Raw genomic sequence first — 21,087 nt, 5'->3', positions numbered from 1 at the left:
CAACTGGCCCTAAAGGGCACAAAGAGTCATTTTGAAGTTGACGTCATGCGTGACCGCATGGGGTCGGTGCTCGCCATCCTGCGCAGAGTAACGAATCCAGACCATGTACTTGTTGGCGCTGATTTCAGGAAACACGCCAAGGGATTCTTCAACCCATACCCGCAAAAGCTGGTAGGTTTTACCTGCTAGCATTTGTTGAAAGGCTCCTTTAGGCGCTACTGCGTCTGTTGCCTGACCAGTTTCACGCAATAGTCGCATGACCATTGAAATGCCGGCATGCAAGGGCATGAGCGTTGACATCCATCGCTCTAGGTCACTGCAACGCTCAGCCTCTGTGCGGTACTGCCAGGCATGAAAAGACGGCATATCCACTTGCGTTCCACCACCAGGCACAGCGAGTCTGCCACGCAAACTGCTTAACCACTCGTTCGCGCGAAGTTCTTGTCCGGTTTTGCCCACTGCATTCAAATTGGCTGCGACTTTCTCGAGCTCAATAAGCATAGTCGCTAAGGTTTTTTCATCGACGCTCGGATGATCTTTAAGCGAGGCAAGAACATTGCGCTGGCGCTCCAAATCCTGCAAGACACTGGATTTCACATCCGTGCGCTCAGTCGCATCAAGCAGATCAAATAGGGCCGCCAAGGCAACCTGATGGTGTCGTGCATCGCCTGGCTTGGCGAAAAATATCATCCGGTCAAGCAAGGACTCCAGACGCATCAGCGCACGGATTCGCTCGTTAAAAGGATATTCAAAAAGAATCACAGATATTTGTCGCAAAAGGCGGATGATGCACCAAAAATGCGCGCATTTATCCAGATATTGATAGGTTACACCACCCCTCGTGTAGGACCAACACTTGTTTGTCGAGTTCCGCCAAGCTAGTGTTTGCCGAATTGACAATTATGTCATCCGCAGCGGCCAATCTTTCTGCTCTAGTCGCCTGCGCAGCCATGATGCGACGTATCGTGTCCGCAGGGATGCCAGAGCGCGCGTGAACACGCTCAATTTGAGTTTCCTCTTCACAATCCACGACGCAAAGCCGATCTATCCGATCTCGCCAACGACCGGACTCTACCAATAAGGGGACAACAAAAACAGCGTAAAGCCCAGTCGCCGCCTTTGCCTGGACAAAGACTTCCTGAGCAATCAAAGGGTGGAGAATCCCTTCTAGCGTAGAACGCATTACAGGGGCCGAAAATACCAACTCACGCATACGGGCACGATCAAGCGCACCGTCTGGTTTGATCAGCTCGGACCCAAAAGCCTCTCGTATGGGTGCAATCGCAAGGCCCTCGGGCGCTGTCAACGTATGTGCGATCAGATCCGTATCGATCACGCTGGCACCCCACCCCGCCAATAAGTTGGCTACGTAAGTCTTACCGGAGCCAATCCCTCCGGTCAGACCAAGCTTAAACATGCCGCCATTCCTTGTTACTCCGTTAATGTGAGACCAAACAACATCATCAGAATACCGCCAAGCGCCAACCCGGGGCCAAACGGTCTGGGCTCTCGAAAGTCCTGCCGCCCAAGTAAGTGATCAAACATTGCAGCGGCACAAAGCCAAACTGATGCCACGAACCAAACGCCCGGTAGAGACCACGGCCCAATCCACGCAGCAATCGCGGCTGACAGTTTAAAGTCCCCAGAGCCCATGGCCTCACGGCCTGTGAAAAATCGAAATATCGCTATCAGCAACCACAGCACAATATAGCCCGCGACCGCCCCCGATACCGAGTGCTCGAGCGATACCCACCCCCCATTCAAGCTAAAGAGCAACCCCAACCAGAGCATCCCCAACGTTAAACGGTCAGGGAGCATCCCAGTTTGGGCATCGATACGAGCCTGCATCACCAGCAATCCACAAAAGACTGAGCGCGACCACAGTAGCTCGGGACCACTAGGATTTGCCCAAGGCACCGAGGCTGTGATTACTGCCCCACACAGGGCGCAAGATGCCAGCAGACTGGCGTCCAACCACCGGGTGTGTGCATCATGCGTAACAGGTAGTGTGTCCGAGGCCTCCATCAACCCCCAGGAGAACCAGTAGTGCCTAAATACATGGCGCACCGTCCCGACCAGCAGGATCCCCACAAACAAGCCTGCGACCCCACCTGCGGCAAACAAGCCCCAAATATCCTCAACCATAGGAAATCCCTACAGATTCATCTGCAGGGATTCGGGCAAATGCGTAGAATGCAGGCATCAATTCAGTTATGCACTCGACTCAGGAAGTAAATTATGTTCGGACAAGACAAGCTCAACCAGATCCACGTTAGCCAACTACGCAGCGCGGCCATTTTGGTCAGCACATTGCTTCTGTCGGCTTGTGCACAAATGCAGCAACCGGGTTACTACAACCTGCCAGCAGCCAGTTCCGCAACCGATGCGCTAGCGCAAGCTGAAGGTGCGTACGCGACGCAGGCAGTGCGTGCACCGAGTCAAATCCAGTTCGGCTTGAATCAATCTGCCCCCGCTCAACAACAGGCTGGCGCAAATCAAACGACCACCGCCCCTGCTCCTGTCGCTGCTGCCAACGCTTCCACCGCCGCACCGACAGACACCTTGCGTTCAGAGCTCATCCCAGAACCACAAACGTTTGCAGGCACGCTGCCCTGTTTCCATCCAGAAATGAAGTGTGTCGCGCAACGTGTAACGATTTCGATGTCTCCGAATGGTCGTTGGCGTGCCCGCGCAGCCTACCTAGGGCAAGACAACAAGACCTCTCAGCTTGCGGACCAAGGGTGCTGGCGCGCAACAGCACAAGCGGTCCCTCGGATTGTTTTGCTAAACAGCCAGGGTAACGCGCGTGCAGAGCTGGCCATGACAAGTACAAATGTACTGCGCCTGATTTCAATCAATGGCGACTCACCTAATCTGACTTATACCCTCACCCGTCAACCAGACCTTGATCCCATCAAGGAGCTCAATAATCAATCATCACCCAACTGCCCTTGAGACGTTGGTACATCGCAACTGAGCTCGGGCTGTGTGCAAACATGCCGCGCCAGTTGCACTGCATTACGCACCCCCATCTTGTAAAAAATACGCGCTCGATGTGCCTCGACAGTACGCATAGAAATACCGAGCTCGATGGCGATAAGCTTATTTGATTTTCCTTCGGCAACTGGGTGAATAACATCGCGCTCACGCGCTGTCAGCGCTTTCCAACCCAGCGCATTCGTTTCCTCAACATGCTTCATGCTGCACCTCCGTGTCATGACGAAGAGCAGTCTGGCATAGCGACACCGGCAGGGATAGCTGTCAAATCTGACAGGCGGAATAACCCTAAGTAGGGATTGACAATCTAGAGCTCTAGATTGTCAATGAGGCGCGTCGCGCCAAGCTTAGCCGCCGCGAGCACTACGAGGGGCTCACCCGCAAGCATTTCCGCATGGGAGGGCTTGTGCAAATCACGACGTCGACGAATGGCAATGTAATCGACTAGCCAGCCGCGAGCCTGCAAATAATTGGTCGCCTCGCGCTCAAGTAAGGCGGCATCAGCTTCACCCGCACGTACCTTGTCCTTCATGATACGCAACTGCGCAAATAACTGGGGTGCCTCAGTGCGTTCGGTGGGTTGTAGATAAACATTACGGGAAGACAGCGCGAGTCCATCCTCTGCACGAACGGTTTCATGCGCAAGAATTTCAACAGGCAACTGAAACTGGCGACACATATTTCGTATCACCATCAACTGTTGATAGTCTTTTTTTCCAAAAACGGCCACACGAGGCTGTACACAAGAAAACAACTTGAGAACGACCGTACTCACACCACCAAAAAAGCCAGGGCGACATTCACCTTCTAAAATATCGCCTAGCTCTTGAGGAGGCTGTACGCGATAGTTCTGCGGCTCCGGGTACAACTCACTTTCGTTCGGCGCAAACAAGACATAAACATTTCTGTCACGCTCAAGCTTCGCGATATCGTCACGCAAGGTGCGAGGGTATCTGTCAAAGTCTTCATTGGGACCAAACTGAAGTCGGTTCACAAAGATGCTCGCCACAACGGGGTCGCCATGCTGACGCGCGAGTTTCATTAGCGCGAGATGGCCTTCATGAAGATTGCCCATCGTCGGGACAAACGACACCCTTAACTGCCCTCTAAGCTGATCGCGCAGTTCTTCGATCGTATGTACAACTTTCACTGGGTTCTCCGAACACGCGAGGCTGTTAGCCTAGGCGGCAGCACTGGTGTAGGCCAAGCGCACATAGATAGGGGCATAAGGCTCGGCTTGTGTAATTTCGAGTAGCGACTCACGAGAAAGCTCGAGCAAAGCGAGGAAATGCACAACGACAACCGCCACTGCAGCACCTTCGGTAATCCGCTCCATAAACAGCTGACCAAACTCGATAAACCGCACATCAGATAAGCGACGCAGAATATGGGTCATGTGATCACGCACGGATAGTTGCTCGCGCGTAATGTGGTGATGGGCATTGAGCTTCGCGCGCTTTAGGATGTCAATCCAAGCCTGGCGCAAATCCTCGACGCTGACGTCCGGCAAAGCGCGCTCGATGCGCAAGTCAGCAAAAGCTTGCGCGCGCTGGAAGTCTCGTCCAAGCTGGGGAAGGGCGTCAAGCTGCTGGGCAGCAAGCTTCATCTTCTCGTACTCAAGCAAGCGACGAACTAGTTCCGCACGAGGATCTTCTGGCTCCTCGCCCGACTCCGTCTTCTTGACCGGCAGCAACATTCTTGCTTTGATTTCGATCAGCATCGCCGCCATCAGCAAATATTCTGCTGCTAGCTCAAGGTTATGCATCCGAATTTGATCGACATACGACAGATATTGTCGCGTCACTTCAGCCATCGGAATATCGAGTACGTTGAAGTTTTGCTTACGAATCAGATAGAGCAACAAATCCAACGGGCCTTGAAACGTCTCAAGAAAAACCTCGAGGGCGTCTGGCGGAATGTATAAATCTGTGGGCAGAGAAAAAAGTGGTTCGCCGTATAGTCGGGCAAGCGCGACCGTATCCACCACATCGGGGGTTGTGTCCACAGAGGGCTCCACGAGCGCGTCTAGACTTTCACCTGAAACGTGAGCCGAATTCATTGGGCCTAGTTGTTCTGATAAACGTAGGGTTTTTGACGTACACGGGCCTGTTTGAAGCCCTCAGCAAGCTCTGGGTCCTGAGCCTTATCCCACAAACGCGCCCGACCGTCTCGCTGGCGTTGTTCAACGTCAGGGTGGTTGGATTTGTAGGACTGGAGGAACTGCGTAATTTCAGAGGTGTATTGCTCGGCCATGAGAATTCAGCGAAAGGTTAGACTGTCGTCTAGTGTACTGTAGACGCGATCAAATCATCCCCATGCAGCAAGCCAAGTTACCTAATCTCGACGAACCTGAAGCAGTTCCCGAGAAATCCCGACGGATTTTGCCATTTATCGTCGGATGCGCCCTGCTCATGCAAATGCTCGATGCAACGGTCGTCACGACTGCTTTGCCTTCCATGGCCCGCGAGCTAGGCTCTAACCCAATCGAAATGAACTTGGCGATCACGTCGTATCTCATTTCAACTGCGGTTTTTGTGCCAATTAGTGGCTGGGCCGCGGATCGCTATGGCGCTCGAAAAGTCTTTATTGCAGCCATTGTGCTGTTTTCTCTTAGTTCGCTGACCTGCGCCCTATCGCAGACGCTCTCCCAATTGGTTATCTCCCGCATTGTGCAGGGCTTGGGTGGAGCCATGATGGTTCCCGTGGGGCGCATTATCCTGTTGCGCAGCATTCCAAAACACGAACTCATTAAAGCGATGGCGCTTTTATCAATGCCCGCTCTGATTGGCCCAATGGCTGGCCCACCCCTGGGTGGTTTACTCGTCACGTACGCATCCTGGCACTGGATTTTTCTCATCAATATCCCTATCGGAAGCTTAGGGATCTGGATGGTTTTGAAACATGTTCGGGAGCTGCCTTCGGACGGCTTGAGTCATCCCCTCGACTTTTGGGGCTTCATCCTGAGCGGCCTCTGTATGGCGTGCCTCGTGAGCGGCTTCGAAACACTTGGCAATTCCGGGTCATCGCCGAGTCTGAGCATCATCCTGATGGCGCTGGGCTTGATAGCTGGCTGGGGTTACACGATGCATGCACGTAAGCACCCCGAACCCATCCTGAATCTCTCGCTTCTAAAAATTCAAACATTCAGAATCGCCATGCTAGCGGGCAATCTTTGCCGTTTTAGTATCGGCGCAACGCCCTACCTCCTAGCCCTTTTGCTACAGGTAGGCTTCGGCATGAGTGCGTTGGCCGCAGGGTTGATCACCTTCGCTGGTGCGATTGGTTCACTGGCCATGAAAATGGCGGCGCCGCGCATACTTAATCGCTGGGGTTACCGAAAGGTCCTGACCATCAACGCGATCTTCACTGGACTCAGCCTGATGATCTGCGCGACCTTCACACAAGAGACACCTGGCTTAGTCATGATGGCCATCCTATTGCTCGGTGGGTTTTTCAGATCGCTGCAATTCACCGCCGTCAACACGCTAGCTTATGCGGATATTCGCCAGGCGGACATGAGTCGCGCGAGCAGTTTCGCCGCGATGGGTCAGCAACTAGGGATCAGTTTCGGAGTCGGCGTTGCAGCCGAAACACTTAGCATCAGCATGGCAATACGCGGCTCGCAGACCCTCATCCCCCAAGATGTATTGGTCGGCTTTCTGGTCATTGGCGCGCTCTGTTCACTCGCCGCGCTTTCTTTTTGGCGTCTGTCTTCGACAGCGGGAGCTTCACTACGTAACAGAGCGTGATCCCTGCTGTTTGGGGACTTTAAGACCACATAAAATACTAATTCACCTGTGCGCCAGAGAGCTTTACAAGATCTTTATATTTATCGAGTTCTTGCTTGACCATCTCCGCGAACTGCGCCGAACTCAATGGCTTGGCGTTGGAGCCCATCTCGACCAAGCGCTTAGCAACGTCCGGATCCGCTAAGGCTTGAGCGTATGCTGTATGTAATTTCTCAAGCACCGCAGCAGGCGTACCGGCGGTTGTAAACACCCCGAACCATGTACCAATATCAAAGGGCTTGATACCCGACTGCTCAACAGTTGGTACATTAGGAAGCATCTGCGCACGAGCACTCGTGGTCACCGCAAGCGCTACAACTTTATTCTCCTTAATGAGTGGCGCTGCCGAGGCTAGGTTGTCGAACATGAAGTCGGACTGCCCAGACAATAGTGCAAGCTTCGCAGGGGCAGCCCCTTGATAAGGAATGTGAACCATCTTAATTTGCGCGCGAGCGCCAAGCAACTCACCCGCTAAGTGACCAGCACTGCCCGCGCCACCAGAACCATAGTTCAACTTCCCTGGATTCGCTTGAGCATAAGCGACCAAATCAGCCAAAGTGCGTATCTTGTTTTTATCAGCAAAGTCCTGATTCACCACGAGCACATTCGGCACAGAGGCAACCAGCGCAACCGGTGCGAAGTCTTTGACGGCATCGTAGGGGATTTTTGAAAACAACCAAGGATTGATCGCATGCGTCGCCACTGCACCCATCACGAGCGAGTAGCCATCGGGCTGTGCCTTCGCAATGAGATCTACACCGATATTGCCGCCCGCGCCAGGCTTGTTCTCCACGACAACGGGTTGGCCCAGTGAAACTTTGACTTTTTCTGCTAATAGCCGAGCAATCGTATCTAAGGGTCCGCCTGGCGGATAAGGCACAACGAAGCGAATGGGTTTGCTTGGCCACTGTGCCTGAGCATGCACGGCGGTCGTCAGGCCAGCACTCGAGAGTCCTGCACAAGCCAGGCTCAACATAACAACATGTCTACGCATCAGACGGAAGGATCGATTCATATATAGCCTCTACAGGGATGCGCGCCGAAGTGCGAATTAATGCAAGATTTGACTCAGAAACAGCTTGGTCCGGTCGTTTTGTGGATTGTCGAAAAAAGCGTCCGGCGTATTTTGTTCAATGATTTCGCCTTGGTCCATAAAGATCACCCGGTCGGCAACTTTACGGGCAAACCCCATTTCATGGGTCACAACCAACATCGTCATGCCAGTGTCTTCAGCTAAGCCGACCATCACATCCAGCACCTCTTTAACCATTTCCGGATCAAGCGCGGAAGTTGGCTCATCAAACAGCATGACCTTTGGGTCCATGCACAGCGAACGCGCAATCGCAACACGCTGTTGCTGCCCACCAGATAGTTGCCCTGGAAACTTGGCTGCCTGCTCGGCGATGCGGACACGCTCAAGATACTCCATCGCTCTGGCTTCAGCCTCAGCCTTTGGCGTCTTAAGCACCCAAATCGGGCCAAGCGTCAGGTTCTCTAACACTGTCAAATGGGGAAACAAATTGAAATGTTGAAACACCATCCCCACGTCACGACGAATGGCTTCGACATCACGAATGTCGTTGGTGATTTCAGTGCCTTCAACAATAATTTGGCCTTTTTGGTGCTCTTCGAGGCGGTTGATGCAACGAATCAATGTCGACTTGCCAGATCCGGACGGCCCACAAATAACGATTCGCTCCCCGCGCGCGACGTCGAGGCTGATATTACGCAACACGTGGAACTTACCAAACCACTTGTTGACTTCTTTCATGCTAATGATGGCGTCAGCCATACACGATCTCCAGAATAAATAAGCGCCCGGTCTTTACAAACACACCGTTAACGTTGATGTTCCGTCGCCAATCTTTTCTCTAAAGACTGGCTGTACTTGGACATCGAATAACAAAACAGGAAGTAAATTGCCGAGATAAAAATATAGACCTCAACGCTAAAACCCCGCCAGGCCTGATCCACCAACGCCGCTTTCGCAGCCTGTGTCAGATCGAAAATGCCGATAATCACAACCAATGACGTGTCTTTAAACAATGCAATGAAAAGTCCAACGAGCGGAGGAATCACGATTTTCAATGCTTGCGGCAATACGATTAAACGCATTTGCTGCCAATAGGTTAGACCCAACGAATCCGCACCTTCGAACTGGCCCTTTGGAATCGCCTGCAAACCACCGCGAACGGTTTCGGCCATGTAGGCGGCCGCAAATAAGATGATGGCAACTTGGGCGCGCAGCAACTTGTCAATCGTGATGCCTTCAGGCAGAAACAAGGGGAGCATGACTGCCGACATAAACAGCAAACTGATCAACGGAACGCCACGAATCAATTCAATATAGACCACACAAAGCGTCTTGATGGCCGGCATTTTTGATCGACGCCCTAATGCGAGCAATACACCAAGCGGAAACGCCAAGGCGATGCCAAAGGTCGACAAAATCAAGGTGAGCGGCAAACCACCCCAGCGGCTATTCTCAACATAGGTTAGGCCAAATACTCCACCCCACATCAAGACTGCAACGCTTGAAAGTGCCGCGATCCAAAGAAAGAGCAGAGAAATATTCCAGAAACGGCGCACACCACTAAGAATAATGACCCCAAGGAGAATAAGCGTCGCCAACAATGGGCGCCACTGCTCTTCGTAGGGATAGACGCCAAACAGAATAAGACGGTGCTTTTCAACGATCATCGACCAGCACGCACCGGTTACCTCTCGACACTCTTGAGACGTCTTAGCGGTAACAGTTGAGCTGATCAAAAACCAGTCCACCATTGCAGGTACCGTTGCGAACAGCAACCAGACGGACAAGATCGTTAACAGCGTATTGAATGGCGAAGAAAATAGTTGCGTCCGCAACCAATTCCACACCGACAGTCGTATGGGAGGAGCTAACTCGGTACTTGGAGTTGAAACATGAGCTTGGCTTGTCATCTTATCTTTCCACCAATGCTATACGTTTGTTGTACCAGTTCATAAATACCGAAATCGACAGGCTGACTGTTAGGTACGCCGCCATGATCATCAAGATACCCTCGATCGCCTGACCGGTCTGATTCAAGGTCGTGTTAATGATCGAGACAATATCGGGGTAGCCGATCGCCACAGCCAAAGAACTGTTCTTTGTGATGTTGAGGTATTGGCTCGTCATCGGAGGAATAATCACGCGCAGCGCTTGGGGTAAAACCACCAGACGCAACACTAGCGTGCTCTTTAGGCCCAACGCACCAGCAGCTTCCCACTGACCGCGTCCGACAGACTGAATGCCGGAACGTACTACCTCGGCAATAAACCCAGAGGTGTAAATCACCAGGCCGAATAGCAGCGCGGCGAACTCGGGCGTGAGCGTCATACCACCGACAAAGTTAAAACCTTTGAGCTCTGGCACTTCCAACGAAAGTGTTGTGCCACTAAACCACCACAAAGCGGGAGGACAAACTACGAGCAAACCAATGACCCAACGCAACATGGGGAAAATCTGACCCGTACGTGCTTGTCGCTGGCGCGCCCAACGGCTCAAACCGAAAATCGCAGCGATTGCAAGCAGGACACCCGCCAGCAACCATGTCAATCCGTCTCCATTGAGTGTCGGCATCTGAATACCGCGATTCGACACAAAAACGCCAGGTAACGGATGGTGCGCTTTACGCGGCCCGGGCATCATCTCGGAAATGATTGCGTACCAAAAAAATAGTTGCAGCAACAAAGGAATGTTGCGCATGACTTCAACATATACGCTGGAAATTTTTCGGATCAACCAGTTCTTGGATAAACGAGCGATACCAATGACTGTGCCAAGCAGTGTGGCAAGAATGATGCCGATCAATGCAACGCGTAACGTGTTGAGTAGTCCCACGCTAATCGCGCGAGCATAGGTATCCGCAGGCGTGTAGCTGATGGGTGTTTCGCCAATCGCGAACCCTGCCTCGCGGCTTAGAAAGCCAAAACCGGTCGTAATATTACGAACCGATAAATTGTGCATCGTATTGTGCACAAGATACCAAACAACGCCGCCGACAATTCCGACAGCAAGAATTTGATAAATGACCGAACGCACGCCCGGGTCATTCCATGACAAACGCCGACGCGGCGGTTGTACTGGAGGAGTATCTTTATGATTCATTATGAGTTGGGGCGATGCACGGACAGTTGTCCGCGCAATCGCCCCTGAGAGTCAACAGTAATTAACGAATTGGCCAGGCGTACAGGATGCCGCCCTTCGTCCACTGCTGGTTCAAACCACGCTCGAGTTTCAAAGGCGTGTTCTTACCGATGTTGCGCTCAAAGCTTTCGCCGTAGTTACCGACTGCTTTGATGATGTTGAAGGCCCATTTTTCGTCCACGCCCAAGTTCTTACCCATTCCTGGAGTTACGCCCAGAATGCGCTGAATGTTAGGGTTGGTGCTCTTGAGCATTTCGTCAACGTTCTTCTGTGTGATGCCATACTCTTCGGCTTCCACCATTGCATTAAAGCTCCAACGCACAACGTTGAGCCACTGTTCGTCGCCCTGGCGGACCAACGGACCTAGGGGCTCTTTCGAAAAATCTTCAGGCAAGATGACGTAGTTGTCAGGCTTGTCGAGTGACGAACGCGAAGATGCTAAACCCGACTTGTCAGTCGTGTACGCATCGCAACGACCTGAAACGAAGGCACGAACGACTTCATCAAGCTTTTCGATCACAACGGGCTTGAATGTGAGCTTGTTTGCACGGAACCAGTCAGCCAAGTTCAGTTCAGTTGTGGTGCCAGGCTGCACGCAAATCGTCGCGCCATTGAGCTCTTTGGCGCTCTTGATGCCGCTGTCCTTGCGAACCATGATGCCCTGGCTGTCGTAGAAGTTAACGGCCACACCGATCAAACCAAGCGATGTGTCGCGCGTCATTGTCTGGGTCGTATTACGCACCAGCACGTCGATTTCGCCAGACTGCAACGCGGTGAAGCGCTGCTGTGCCGTCAACGGTGTAACTTTGAATTTGGTTGAATCACCAAACATCGTGGCGGCGAAAGCACGGCACAAATCGATATCCAGACCCGACCAGACGCCTTTGCTATCTGGCGCAGAGAAACCCGCTAGGCCAGTGTTCGTACCGCACTGAACAAACCCTTTCTTCTTGACAGCGTCAAATGTTGGACCAGCTTGAACGGCTGTATTCGCAGCAACTAGGGCAGCGCCCACGAGTGCAAGTTTTAAAAATTTCATAAGTCGATCTCCAGATCACGACGGGGGACGACAAACCAAGGGAATGTCGCGTTAATAATTTGTGCAAGGCACCAATGGTAGCCTTACCCTTGCCCTGAATGTATGGGGGAAATCCCTTGCAGTCAATCTCCCAAAGTGGTGCAGCCCCCCCCCAATTTGGTGCTAACTGCTCTTTGCCTTTATATGTGGATTACCGGGCGTTATGATGGGGGCTTCTATTTGGTTCAACCATGATTGAATTTCAACACGTTTTCAAATCCTACGGCCAAGGTCGCAGCATTCTGGCTGACATTAGCTTCAAAGTGTCCGCTGGCGAATTCGTTTATGTCGCGGGTCCCTCCGGCGCGGGTAAGTCTACGTTACTCAAGTTAATTGGTGGCTTGGAGCCTGCTTCCCGAGGCTCCATTCAGGTTAACGGCCAGCGCTTAGAGAACTTGTCGCCGAGGGCTCGACCCTACCTCAGGCGTGCGGTCGGTGTCATCCTACAAGACACGCACCTGCTCTACGACCGTAGCGTGATGGACAACGTGTTACTTCCCTTAGCGGTCACAGGCTTGGCGTCTGGTGTTTCGCGAGCAAGAGCCCGTGCGGCCTTAGAAAAAGTTGGCTTATCGGCCAAAGAAAATGCGCCCCCTATCGAACTCTCGGGTGGAGAGCAGCAAAGGCTGGCCATCGCGCGCGCGATCGTGAACCGTCCCGCGATTCTTATTGCTGACGAGCCAACCGCGAGCCTAGACCGCGAAACAGCGCGTCGCATCATGGCTGTTTTTAAAGACTTTAACCGGGTAGGCGTCACAACGGTGATTGCGTCTCACGACGATGAGCTGATGGCTGAATACGCCACGAGAGCGTTCAAAATCGATCCAGGCCGATTCGCCGACTCTGCTGAAAGGCGAGCGCCCACACACAACAATATCGTTACAAATCAAATACTTGCAAGGAACGAACCCTCTCTTGGAGGGAGCTCCTGATGAAAAGTCTACTGCGACAGCACCGCTATGCCTTGGCAGTAACGCTACGTCGGTTGATTTCACAGCCGATCTCTTCACTCACCAATCTCTTCGTGATCGCACTCGCGTTATCGCTCCCATTGCTTGGTGCATCCCTTTTGATTTCCGTAGAGCCAGTCGCGCGGCAGGTATCGGTCACACCGGAACTCACAATTTTTCTAAAAATAGATGCGCCGAGCACCGCTGCAGAACAACTAGCCAAACGTATTCGCTCAGAGCATGACCATCAAGTCTCCGGGGTGCGCGTCATTCCAAAGGACCGTGCGCTAAAGGACCTGCGTGAGAATCCTGCCTGGGAGCAGGCACTAAAAGTCCTTCCTAGTAACCCACTACCTGATGCGGTTGTTGTCGGGTTCACCTCGGGTGAGGATCTCGCTTCACGTGCCAACGAACTAGCCCGCGTTTGGCGAACCTGGCCAAATGTGGATTTAGTGCAACTCGACAGCGCATGGGTGCAGCGCTTAGAGGCCTTATTGCGCTTTGGCAAAGTGGGTCTGATCCTTTTAGCGCTCAGTGTCATGCTCGTGGTGCTTGCGACGGTATTTAACACGGTGCGCATGCAGGCACTATCGCAACGCGAGGAAATCGGAGTTGCCCGGTTAGTAGGCGCCACCGAAGGATTTGTCCGTCGACCTTTTTTGTATCTCGGCGCCCTGACCTGCACGCTCGCCGCCTTGATTGGGATCGGAATTGCACGCTTCGCGCTCGTACCACTCAATGACGCACTCGCTTCCTTAGCGCGCAGCTATGATGCGGAGTTCGCCCTGACCTTGCCGTCCATTCCGATACTCATACTCGCCGTTCTGTCGGTTGCCTGCCTCGGTGCCTTATCGGCGCGCTGGTCTGTCGAACGCAACACGCGGTTTTAACTACGATGCGCATTGCGCCGCGACTGATTGCTTGGCAGCGTGTGCACGGCCGCCACGGCTTACCGTGGCAACTGACACGCGATCCCTACCGGGTCTGGCTATCAGAGATCATGTTGCAGCAAACGCAAGTCGCGGCCGTGATTGATTACTACGCGCGCTTTTTGAAAAAGTTTCCAACCGTTAAGAAACTTGCCCAGGCCACCTCAGCTGAGGTGATGGCTCAATGGGCTGGACTGGGATACTACGCGCGTGCGCGTAATTTGCATGCCTGTGCCCAGCAAGTGGTGAATACTTGGGGGGGCAGCTTTCCAACAACCGCTCAAGAGTTGGTGACCCTGCCAGGGATCGGCCCCTCCACCGCAGCCGCAATCGCCGCCTTTTGCTTTGCTGAGCGTGCAGCGATTTTGGACGGTAATGTAAAACGCGTATTTTCGCGACACGCTGGCATCGAAGGTGATCCAAGCCTTCGCGTCGTCGAACAGCAACTATGGGCGATCGCAAGAAAACAATTACCAACAGCTCGAATTTGTGAAGACGATCCAGACGCAATGGCCAGTTACACACAGGGCTTAATGGATCTCGGGGCAACTCTTTGCACGCGCAGTCGGCCGCGTTGCTCGGAGTGTCCAATTCGTGCTAACTGTATTGCACACAAGGAGGGGCGCACAGATGAATTGCCCTCCGCACGCGCACGCAAAGCCCTTCCAGAGCGCACCGTCGCGATGTTAATCGCCCATCGGCCAGGTCAACTCCTTCTCGAGCAACGACCACAAACTGGCATTTGGGGGGGGCTGTGGAGTCTGCCCGAATTTGAACCCGACTCTTCAAGCGCTGACTTATGCAGTTCACTTGGCCTGAACGCGCAAGAGATTCAACCGCTCACAGACTTTTTACATGTATTTACGCATTACCGCCTAACGATCAGGCCAGTACTCGTCCGAGTCTCGAAGGAAAAAACATCGCTAAAAGAGTCTCTCGACAATCGACCTGCGCTGCAATGGATTTCATTAGCTTCGCTCGATAGCAAAGGACTGCCCGCTCCAATTCGCAAGCTCTTGCTTGGACTGAAGAGTGACGAAGTCCTTAGTTAAAACTACGTTGCTCCTCGTCTTGCGGTGGACGATACTTACTTATACTCATCAGAATGCCACAAGCGATACCGATCGTAAGTAACGCCGTTCCGCCGTAGCTCAAAAATGGAAGCGGCACGCCGACCACAGGCAAGATGCCCGTGACCATCCCAATATTTACAAATACATAAACAAACAGCACCATCGTCAGCGCCCCTGCCAACAAACGGCTGGCATGTGTTGGCGCTCCTACGGCTATCGCTAAACCTCGGGCGATTAGCACGAGATACAACACCAAAAGAGTCACTCCACCGTAGAGCCCAAACTCTTCGGCGAACACAGCAAAAATAAAATCGGTGGTTCGCTCTGGAATGAAATCAAGCTGGCTCTGCGTGCCGGCCATATAGCCTTTGCCATACACTCCGCCCGATCCAACAGCGATCGTAGACTGAATAATATGGAAGCCCTTGCCCAGCGGGTCAGTCGTAGGGTCGAGTAATGTGCAGACACGATGCTTCTGATAGTCGTGGAACCCAACCCAAGTGGTCTCAGGCTGACATAAGTCTTTTTGATAAGCAAGGACCCCAGCAATACCAATCACCCCCACGATCAACAAAGGAACCAGTAACTTGAAAGATAGCCCTGCAAAATACATGACACAAAAGCCCGCACCAAACACCAACAAGGCTGTTCCAAGGTCGGGTTGCTTCACAATCAAAAGAAACGGAACCGCCAGTAAAGCGCCCGCAACAAAAAAGTCCAGAACTCTCATGGAACCTTCCCGATGCTGGAAATACCACGCCAACATGAGCGGGGCAGCGATTTTCATCATCTCGGAAGGTTGTATACGCGTAAATCCAATGTTCAGCCAACGCGTAGCACCTTTACTAGTATCTCCAAAAAACATGACGCCCAATAACAGCAGAATCCCAAGTACATAAAAGGGAACTGCTAAGCGAATGATGATGTGCGGCGGCGTCATTGCAACCACCCACATCGCCGTGAGCGCCACTGCAAAATTGCGTACTTGGTCAGCGAAACGCCAGTCAGTTCCACCGACGGCAGAGTGCATGACCACTAGCCCTGCACTCGCCAGCAAAAGCAATACAACCATCAACGGCCAATCAATGGCTGTCACTGCACGCACAAAGAATCTGAATAACATTTTCATTGCGCGCCTCTTTGAGGCTGCACGACCGCAGCTGCTGGCGCCGGTTTTTGATCGCGTAACAACCAAGCGTCAAAGACCTTGCGTGCAATTGGAGCGGCGACACTGCCACCCCACCCAGCATTCTCAACCAAAACTGCTACTGCAATTTTTGGCTGTTTAGCTGGAGCATAGGCCATAAACAAGGCGTGATCGCGGAGCCGCTCATCGATTGCGGAACTTTGATACTTTGCGCCACGAAGGCTATATACCTGGGCCGTGCCAGTCTTGCCGGCTGTTTGGTAGGGTGCGCCGGCAAAAGCCTGGCTTGCGGTACCGGAAAGCGTCACATCCATTAACGCGCGTCTAATTACATCCAGGTTTTCACGCTTCAATTCAATCGAATGCGTCGACTGCGGCTCAATCGCGGTTTGCTCCCCAGACAGCGAGTCTCGAATTGAACGTAATAAGTGTGGCCTCATGGAAGCACCGTCATTAGCCAGCACCGCCGTAGCTTGCGCGAGTTGCATTAGCGTAAAGGAGTTATACCCCTGCCCGACCGCGACAGAAACTGTCTCGCCGGCATACCACCGCTGTTGTTCGCGTGTCTTATAGGCCGTCCGCTTCCATTCCGTCGAGGGTAATACCCCACGGCGCTCGCCATCGATATCCACACCAGTTATTTGACCAAAGCCAAACGGCTTCATGAAATCATGCAGTGCATTCACACCAATCTCAGGGCCCAACGAATAAAAATAGGTGTCCGACGACACGACTAGAGCATGATGCATATCAATTGAACCAAACGCTGTCGAGCCTGCGTTTCTAAATCGCTGTCCTGCGAATTCAAAAAACCCTGGATCATCGATTCGCTCGTTCGCGCGCCTTTTCTTTAGCTCAAGCGCAGCGAGGGCGACAAACGGCTTGTAGGTCGAGCCAATCGGATATGTGCCGTAGACCGGTCGATTAATTAATGGGTGATCAGGAGACTCATTAAGGCGTCGCCAACTCTCGACATCAATGCCATCCACAAATAGATTTGGATCAAAAGAGGGTTGCGACACAAACGCCAGGATTTCTCCGGTTGCCGGCTCAATCGCAACTAGGGCGCCACGCAAGTTCTTGAAGGCCTCCTCCGCGATACGCTGCAGCCCCATGTCAAGAGACAGCGTTAAATTGGCACCCGGTACCGGATCTAACTTCCGCAGGACACGCACTGGCTTTCCACGTGCGGTGATCTCTAACTCTTCGAGGCCAGTCTTGCCATGCAAGAGCGTTTGATAGGTTTTTTCGATACCTTTTTTACCAATGATGTCAGTACCGCGGTAGTTTCCAAGCTCGTTTCTTTCTTCAAGCGCATTCAAATCGGACTCTGAAATACGCCCAACATAGCCAACGACATGCGCAGCGGCTTGCCCTTGTGGGTATTCACGTACCCACCGTGCTCTAAGTTCGACACCAGGAAAGCGCATAGAGTGTGCAGAAAACCACGCAGCCTCGGTCTCGTTCAAACTGTTGCGTAGTACAACACTCGCATAACGACCGCTTTCAGCGACACGCCGCTTAAAACGCCGTTGATCTGCTGGGCCAACATAAACAATCGGTGTCAAATTACTGAGCAGTGCATCGATATTTCCAGCCTTGGCGGGCACGACCTCAAGCGTAAAGCTCAGTACGTTGCGCGCGAGTACTTCTCCATTACGATCAAAGATGTCCCCTCGCCGCGGCGCAATGGGAACAACTGCCATACGGTTGTTCTCGGCTCGTGCCGAAAGGCTGTCATGACGATCTACCTGCAACACCCAAAATCGCATCACCAGCACGGCAAAGCACGCGACAGCGAACAGTCCGGCCGCAACAGCTCGAAACAAAAACTTGTTTTTTTGAAGTTGATCCGTTTTCTTAAAATCAAACATACGCGGTGGGCTTTAGCTGATACCTGTACCGGCATCGTCCATACGATGCTGTGGCAACAGTAATAACCATCCAACCAGCGGCCAACAGGCAACCGTGAGCAGTATGCCCGGCAACCACGTCCAGCCTGGCCACGCGCTCATCAGAAAAGCGCCAACCAACACCGTCACAAACTTAGCTCCAACAAACAAAGGGATCAAATGCATCGCCTGTCTAAGCAAGTCAAAGCGCGCTAAGCGCCGATGCAGAAGCTGTGTCCCGTAAACCACTAACGCGTATAACAATGCTTGTAAGCCCAACGGACCTGCATCGTGAACGTCTAACGTCAACCCGAAACAAAACGCGGCGACCATTCCCATGCGACGCGGTTGATGAAAAGACCAAAAGGCAATCACAACGAGCAAGATATCCGGTGTGACAGGCCAATTTCGCCATGGGAGCAACGACAACAGCCAAATACAGATTGTGGTTAGCCAGATGTAGTGCCAACCCATTGCTGCCTCAAGCGAATGCGGTTGCAAATTTCGCGCTTGCAATAAAGATGTACCTAGCGAGTACTTTGTCATCGAGGTAACCTCCCTATTTTCCAGTCGCTGGTGCACGAACGGGTTCTGTCACGGACGCTGCTGTGCTTGGGGTCAGAAACGCTTGTTCACCATCTAGTGAAACCTGCAGAACAAGAAAGTGTCGATTCCGCTCAGGGTGCGATAGAGGCTTGGCTTCTGCTCGGGCAAAGCCTGACGCTGGGCTGCGCTCGACGCGATCAATACGGCCCACAAACAGTCCGGGTGGGAAGACACCACCAACACCGCTAGTCACAAGCGTGTCACCGTCCTTAAGGTCTGCGTCCGATGAAAAATAACGCACTTCAACTTTGCCCGGCGATCCAGAACCGAAAGCAATGAGGCGCAACCCATTTCGCAAGACCTGCACAGGGATCGACACCGCCTCATCGGTAAGCATGGCAGCCTCTGAGGTCATCGCGGTCACACGTGTAATCTGACCCACCACCCCGCTCTCATCGATAACAGGCATCCCAGGCGCAATGCCGGCACGCGTGCCTTTATTGAACACAATGCGCCGAACAAAGGGGCTCGATGGCTCATAGAGCACCTCTACCACTACCGCTGGCCGCTCAGCCGCCTTTTCAACCACGCCTAATAGGCGGCGAAGCTGTTCATTTTCAGCATTCAATAACGCCGCCCGCGTCGTGACTTGTGCCATCTCGATGCGTTGACGCTGCAACGCTTCGCCCTCAGTCTTAATCAAGGAGGCCGCATTCAGCCACCCGTCAAACGCCTTCAAGGCATCTTTGGGCAGCATTACGAGTCGCTGAAAGGGGTAGACCGCTGTCGCAATCGTCTGCCGAATCGGATTTGAGGACTTCCAGAGCGCGTCAGTAAACAACAACGCCACTGCGACGAGTAGGAGAAATGTCAGCGTAACTTCGGCGGCGGTGCCTTGCCGAAAAAGCCGTAGGGTGACGTGTCGTTGCATGAAAACTCAATACAAAGTGACCCGGTCCCAAAATATTCAAGCCCAGAGATCCTAGGCTTGAAGCGCAGAAGGTTCAGGGCAACTAGTCGTTAATAAAGATCGCGCCTAGTTTTTCCAGATGCTCAAGGGCGTCCCCGCAACCACGCACCACGCATGTCAGTGGGTCATCCGCGACAATCACTGGCAGACCGGTTTCCTCTTGCAACAACCGATCGAGATCGCGTAGCAAGGCGCCACCGCCTGTTAGGGAAATACCCTTATCGGTAATGTCTGCACCAAGCTCAGGCGGGGTTTGCTCAAGCGCGATTTTGACGGCAGAGACAATTTGATTTAGTGGATCAGTAAGCGACTCAAGAATCTCGTTTGAGGAAACAGTAAAGCTGCGAGGCACTCCCTCAGCCAGGTTACGTCCCTTCACTTCAATTTCACGCACTTCGGAACCAGGAAAGGCCGAGCCGATTTCTTTCTTGATCAGTTCAGCGGTTGGTTCGCCGATCAACATGCCGTAGTTGCGACGGATGTAATTGACGATTGCTTCGTCAAACTTATCACCACCTACGCGCACGGAACCTTTGTACACCATGCCGCCCAACGAAATGACGGCAACCTCGGTCGTACCGCCGCCGATGTCGACGACCATGGATCCACTCGCATCCGAGACGTTCAAACCAGCACCAATTGCAGCAGCCATTGGCTCTTCGATCAAATAAACCTGGCTTGCGCCCGCACCCAAAGCGGACTCACGAATAGCACGGCGTTCAACCTGCGTGGAACCACAAGGCACGCAAACGATAATGCGCGGGCTCGGCGCGAACATATTGCGCGGGTGCACCATCCGAATGAACTGCTTAAGCATCTGCTCGGTGACCGTGAAATCGGCAATCACACCGTCTTTCATGGGGCGAATGGCTTCAATATTGCCTGGGACGCGTCCAAGCATCTGCTTTGCCTCGCGACCAACCGCCTGTATGATTTTTTTGCCTCCGGGGCCACCGTCGTGGCGAATGGCCACTACAGAAGGCTCATCGAGCACAATGCCCTTGCCCCGAACATAAATAAGCGTGTTGGCTGTCCCGAGGTCGATCGCCATATCGCTGGAAAAATAACTACGAAGGAATCCGAACATGAGTGTCTAGCCAAAAAATATTGACGCGCGCAACGCGCAGCGATTGACCTTCTATCATAACTTATAATTCTTCAAGTAACGGCAAAATATGCCTCTCGTATAGCACTAAACCAAGGGGTAACCCCCCTGAAATGGATCAACCCCCGCCCATGGCTCTCACTGACCAAGAAGTCGTCCGTATCGCCCGCCTGGCAAGGCTGCACCTAACTGAAGCACAGCAAGCGCAGGCTAAAACGGACCTAAACAAGATTCTAGGCATCATTCAAACCTTACAGGCAGTGGATACGACTGGCGTAGAGCCTTTGGCGCACCCCTTATCGGCGGTCACAGAGGTATCTTTGCGCCTACGCGAAGATCAGGTGACCGAGATATCCTCCGTTGAACGCCGGGAAGCACTCATGGTGAACGCCCCCGGCTCCGCGCAGGGCTTGTTTCTGGTTCCAAAGGTGCTTGAATAAG

The 21,087-nt window shown here is 52.9% G+C and carries 23 protein-coding genes; 6 read left to right on the top strand and 17 right to left on the bottom strand.

All coding sequences use genetic code 11. The annotated features are described in order from the left end of the window. Positions 1-9 precede the first annotated feature (9 nt). Genes zapD through KZZ10_RS06955 form a run of 3 tightly spaced genes read right to left on the bottom strand, consistent with a single transcriptional unit; the run spans position 10 to position 2,145 of the window. Positions 10-762: a cell division protein ZapD gene (zapD, locus tag KZZ10_RS06965; protein WP_259660760.1), complete on the bottom strand. Its 753-nt coding sequence runs from the start codon at positions 760-762 to the stop codon at positions 10-12. 46 nt (positions 763-808) lie between these two features. Continuing rightward, complete coding sequence (gene coaE / locus KZZ10_RS06960; protein WP_259660759.1) at positions 809-1,417, bottom strand: dephospho-CoA kinase; 609 nt, start codon at positions 1,415-1,417, stop codon at positions 809-811. 14 nt (positions 1,418-1,431) lie between these two features. Further along, positions 1,432-2,145: a prepilin peptidase gene (locus KZZ10_RS06955; RefSeq protein ID WP_259660758.1), complete on the bottom strand. Its 714-nt coding sequence runs from the start codon at positions 2,143-2,145 to the stop codon at positions 1,432-1,434. Between the two features lie 93 nt (positions 2,146-2,238). On the opposite strand from KZZ10_RS06955, the gene KZZ10_RS06950 reads away from it, so the two are divergent. Continuing rightward, on the top strand, positions 2,239-2,955 hold the full coding sequence (locus KZZ10_RS06950) for a hypothetical protein (RefSeq protein WP_259660757.1): 717 nt from the start codon (positions 2,239-2,241) through the stop codon (positions 2,953-2,955). On the opposite strand, the gene KZZ10_RS06945 is transcribed toward KZZ10_RS06950, so the two are convergent. The 4 genes from KZZ10_RS06945 to KZZ10_RS06930 form a co-directional block, all read right to left on the bottom strand. Continuing rightward, complete coding sequence (locus KZZ10_RS06945; RefSeq protein ID WP_259660756.1) at positions 2,931-3,200, bottom strand: response regulator transcription factor; 270 nt, start codon at positions 3,198-3,200, stop codon at positions 2,931-2,933. The genes KZZ10_RS06950 and KZZ10_RS06945 overlap by 25 nt on opposite strands. Positions 3,201-3,304: 104 nt before the next feature. Continuing rightward, positions 3,305-4,147: a pantoate--beta-alanine ligase gene (gene panC / locus KZZ10_RS06940; protein WP_259660755.1), complete on the bottom strand. Its 843-nt coding sequence runs from the start codon at positions 4,145-4,147 to the stop codon at positions 3,305-3,307. Between the two features lie 30 nt (positions 4,148-4,177). Next, positions 4,178-5,056, bottom strand: coding sequence for a segregation and condensation protein A (locus tag KZZ10_RS06935; protein WP_259660754.1), 879 nt, complete (start codon positions 5,054-5,056; stop codon positions 4,178-4,180). A 5-nt stretch (positions 5,057-5,061) separates the two neighbouring features. Next, positions 5,062-5,250: a DUF3460 family protein gene (locus tag KZZ10_RS06930; RefSeq protein ID WP_259660753.1), complete on the bottom strand. Its 189-nt coding sequence runs from the start codon at positions 5,248-5,250 to the stop codon at positions 5,062-5,064. Positions 5,251-5,312: 62 nt separating this feature from the next. Between KZZ10_RS06930 and KZZ10_RS06925 the strand changes: the two genes are divergently transcribed. Continuing rightward, positions 5,313-6,746, top strand: coding sequence for a DHA2 family efflux MFS transporter permease subunit (locus KZZ10_RS06925; protein ID WP_259660752.1), 1,434 nt, complete (start codon positions 5,313-5,315; stop codon positions 6,744-6,746). 37 nt (positions 6,747-6,783) lie between these two features. Here the strand turns inward: KZZ10_RS06925 and KZZ10_RS06920 are convergent, their stop codons facing one another. From KZZ10_RS06920 to KZZ10_RS06900, 5 genes are all read right to left on the bottom strand, one after another. After that, the gene (locus tag KZZ10_RS06920) at positions 6,784-7,761 is read right to left on the bottom strand and encodes a Bug family tripartite tricarboxylate transporter substrate binding protein (RefSeq protein ID WP_375372551.1); all 978 of its coding nucleotides are present in this window, start codon (positions 7,759-7,761) and stop codon (positions 6,784-6,786) included. A 75-nt stretch (positions 7,762-7,836) separates the two neighbouring features. Continuing rightward, positions 7,837-8,577, bottom strand: coding sequence for an amino acid ABC transporter ATP-binding protein (locus KZZ10_RS06915; RefSeq protein ID WP_259660750.1), 741 nt, complete (start codon positions 8,575-8,577; stop codon positions 7,837-7,839). A gap of 47 nt (positions 8,578-8,624) precedes the next feature. Continuing rightward, complete coding sequence (locus KZZ10_RS06910) at positions 8,625-9,728, bottom strand: amino acid ABC transporter permease (RefSeq protein WP_259660749.1); 1,104 nt, start codon at positions 9,726-9,728, stop codon at positions 8,625-8,627. Position 9,729: 1 nt separating this feature from the next. Next, positions 9,730-10,917, bottom strand: a complete 1,188-nt coding sequence (locus tag KZZ10_RS06905; protein ID WP_259660748.1) for an amino acid ABC transporter permease — start codon at positions 10,915-10,917, stop codon at positions 9,730-9,732. A 61-nt stretch (positions 10,918-10,978) separates the two neighbouring features. After that, a complete protein-coding gene (locus tag KZZ10_RS06900) occupies positions 10,979-11,995 on the bottom strand; it encodes an amino acid ABC transporter substrate-binding protein (protein ID WP_259660747.1) in 1,017 nt (338 codons plus the stop codon). Between the two features lie 230 nt (positions 11,996-12,225). On the opposite strand from KZZ10_RS06900, the gene KZZ10_RS06895 reads away from it, so the two are divergent. The 3 genes from KZZ10_RS06895 to mutY are packed head-to-tail and all read left to right on the top strand — an operon-like array spanning position 12,226 to position 14,965. Next, positions 12,226-12,966, top strand: coding sequence for a cell division ATP-binding protein FtsE (locus tag KZZ10_RS06895; RefSeq protein ID WP_259660746.1), 741 nt, complete (start codon positions 12,226-12,228; stop codon positions 12,964-12,966). Beyond that, positions 12,966-13,874, top strand: a complete 909-nt coding sequence (locus KZZ10_RS06890) for a cell division protein FtsX (RefSeq protein WP_259660745.1) — start codon at positions 12,966-12,968, stop codon at positions 13,872-13,874. The genes KZZ10_RS06895 and KZZ10_RS06890 overlap by 1 nt, the downstream gene beginning before the upstream one ends. Before the next feature lie 5 nt (positions 13,875-13,879). After that, positions 13,880-14,965, top strand: coding sequence for an A/G-specific adenine glycosylase (gene mutY, locus KZZ10_RS06885; RefSeq protein ID WP_259660744.1), 1,086 nt, complete (start codon positions 13,880-13,882; stop codon positions 14,963-14,965). Here mutY and rodA read toward each other — a convergent pair. The 5 genes from rodA to KZZ10_RS06860 all read right to left on the bottom strand — a co-directional run bounded on the left by rodA (position 14,958) and on the right by KZZ10_RS06860 (position 20,628). Continuing rightward, complete coding sequence (rodA, locus tag KZZ10_RS06880; protein ID WP_259660743.1) at positions 14,958-16,115, bottom strand: rod shape-determining protein RodA; 1,158 nt, start codon at positions 16,113-16,115, stop codon at positions 14,958-14,960. The two genes, mutY and rodA, sit on opposite strands and share 8 nt — an antisense overlap. After that, positions 16,112-18,007: a penicillin-binding protein 2 gene (gene mrdA / locus KZZ10_RS06875; RefSeq protein ID WP_259660742.1), complete on the bottom strand. Its 1,896-nt coding sequence runs from the start codon at positions 18,005-18,007 to the stop codon at positions 16,112-16,114. The genes rodA and mrdA overlap by 4 nt, the downstream gene beginning before the upstream one ends. A 12-nt stretch (positions 18,008-18,019) precedes the next feature. Beyond that, entirely contained in the window at positions 18,020-18,571 is a 552-nt protein-coding gene (gene mreD / locus KZZ10_RS06870) for a rod shape-determining protein MreD (RefSeq protein WP_259660741.1), read from the bottom strand. 13 nt (positions 18,572-18,584) lie between these two features. Further along, on the bottom strand, positions 18,585-19,502 hold the full coding sequence (gene mreC / locus KZZ10_RS06865; RefSeq protein ID WP_259660740.1) for a rod shape-determining protein MreC: 918 nt from the start codon (positions 19,500-19,502) through the stop codon (positions 18,585-18,587). 82 nt (positions 19,503-19,584) lie between these two features. Continuing rightward, entirely contained in the window at positions 19,585-20,628 is a 1,044-nt protein-coding gene (locus tag KZZ10_RS06860; RefSeq protein WP_259660739.1) for a rod shape-determining protein, read from the bottom strand. A gap of 149 nt (positions 20,629-20,777) precedes the next feature. On the opposite strand from KZZ10_RS06860, the gene gatC reads away from it, so the two are divergent. Further along, a complete protein-coding gene (gene gatC / locus KZZ10_RS06855; RefSeq protein ID WP_259661020.1) occupies positions 20,778-21,086 on the top strand; it encodes an Asp-tRNA(Asn)/Glu-tRNA(Gln) amidotransferase subunit GatC in 309 nt (102 codons plus the stop codon). Position 21,087: the final 1 nt, after the last annotated feature.

Source organism: Zwartia hollandica, from assembly GCF_019923725.1.
In the GTDB taxonomy this organism is placed as follows: domain Bacteria; phylum Pseudomonadota; class Gammaproteobacteria; order Burkholderiales; family Burkholderiaceae_B; genus Zwartia; species Zwartia hollandica.
The sequence above is the reverse complement of the archived record's forward strand: the minus strand, read 5'-3'. Positions and strand labels throughout refer to the sequence as shown.

What these genes read in the sequence shown, in the direction of transcription:
- KZZ10_RS06860 (WP_259660739.1), bottom strand. Translation starts at nt 20,628, where the DNA reads ATGTTCGGATTCCTTCGTAGTTATTTTTCCAGCGATATGGCGATCGAC.
- KZZ10_RS06890 (WP_259660745.1), top strand. Translation starts at nt 12,966, where the DNA reads ATGAAAAGTCTACTGCGACAGCACCGCTATGCCTTGGCAGTAACGCTA.
- mreD (WP_259660741.1), bottom strand. Translation starts at nt 18,571, where the DNA reads ATGACAAAGTACTCGCTAGGTACATCTTTATTGCAAGCGCGAAATTTG.
- KZZ10_RS06905 (WP_259660748.1), bottom strand. Translation starts at nt 10,917, where the DNA reads ATGAATCATAAAGATACTCCTCCAGTACAACCGCCGCGTCGGCGTTTG.
- gatC (WP_259661020.1), top strand. Translation starts at nt 20,778, where the DNA reads ATGGCTCTCACTGACCAAGAAGTCGTCCGTATCGCCCGCCTGGCAAGG.
- KZZ10_RS06930 (WP_259660753.1), bottom strand. Translation starts at nt 5,250, where the DNA reads ATGGCCGAGCAATACACCTCTGAAATTACGCAGTTCCTCCAGTCCTAC.
- KZZ10_RS06895 (WP_259660746.1), top strand. Translation starts at nt 12,226, where the DNA reads ATGATTGAATTTCAACACGTTTTCAAATCCTACGGCCAAGGTCGCAGC.
- KZZ10_RS06920 (WP_375372551.1), bottom strand. Translation starts at nt 7,761, where the DNA reads ATGTTGAGCCTGGCTTGTGCAGGACTCTCGAGTGCTGGCCTGACGACC.
- KZZ10_RS06950 (WP_259660757.1), top strand. Translation starts at nt 2,239, where the DNA reads ATGTTCGGACAAGACAAGCTCAACCAGATCCACGTTAGCCAACTACGC.
- KZZ10_RS06925 (WP_259660752.1), top strand. Translation starts at nt 5,313, where the DNA reads ATGCAGCAAGCCAAGTTACCTAATCTCGACGAACCTGAAGCAGTTCCC.
- KZZ10_RS06915 (WP_259660750.1), bottom strand. Translation starts at nt 8,577, where the DNA reads ATGGCTGACGCCATCATTAGCATGAAAGAAGTCAACAAGTGGTTTGGT.
- KZZ10_RS06900 (WP_259660747.1), bottom strand. Translation starts at nt 11,995, where the DNA reads ATGAAATTTTTAAAACTTGCACTCGTGGGCGCTGCCCTAGTTGCTGCG.
- mrdA (WP_259660742.1), bottom strand. Translation starts at nt 18,007, where the DNA reads ATGTTTGATTTTAAGAAAACGGATCAACTTCAAAAAAACAAGTTTTTG.
- KZZ10_RS06945 (WP_259660756.1), bottom strand. Translation starts at nt 3,200, where the DNA reads ATGAAGCATGTTGAGGAAACGAATGCGCTGGGTTGGAAAGCGCTGACA.
- KZZ10_RS06935 (WP_259660754.1), bottom strand. Translation starts at nt 5,056, where the DNA reads ATGAATTCGGCTCACGTTTCAGGTGAAAGTCTAGACGCGCTCGTGGAG.
- mreC (WP_259660740.1), bottom strand. Translation starts at nt 19,502, where the DNA reads ATGCAACGACACGTCACCCTACGGCTTTTTCGGCAAGGCACCGCCGCC.
- rodA (WP_259660743.1), bottom strand. Translation starts at nt 16,115, where the DNA reads ATGAAAATGTTATTCAGATTCTTTGTGCGTGCAGTGACAGCCATTGAT.
- KZZ10_RS06910 (WP_259660749.1), bottom strand. Translation starts at nt 9,728, where the DNA reads ATGACAAGCCAAGCTCATGTTTCAACTCCAAGTACCGAGTTAGCTCCT.
- coaE (WP_259660759.1), bottom strand. Translation starts at nt 1,417, where the DNA reads ATGTTTAAGCTTGGTCTGACCGGAGGGATTGGCTCCGGTAAGACTTAC.
- mutY (WP_259660744.1), top strand. Translation starts at nt 13,880, where the DNA reads ATGCGCATTGCGCCGCGACTGATTGCTTGGCAGCGTGTGCACGGCCGC.
- KZZ10_RS06955 (WP_259660758.1), bottom strand. Translation starts at nt 2,145, where the DNA reads ATGGTTGAGGATATTTGGGGCTTGTTTGCCGCAGGTGGGGTCGCAGGC.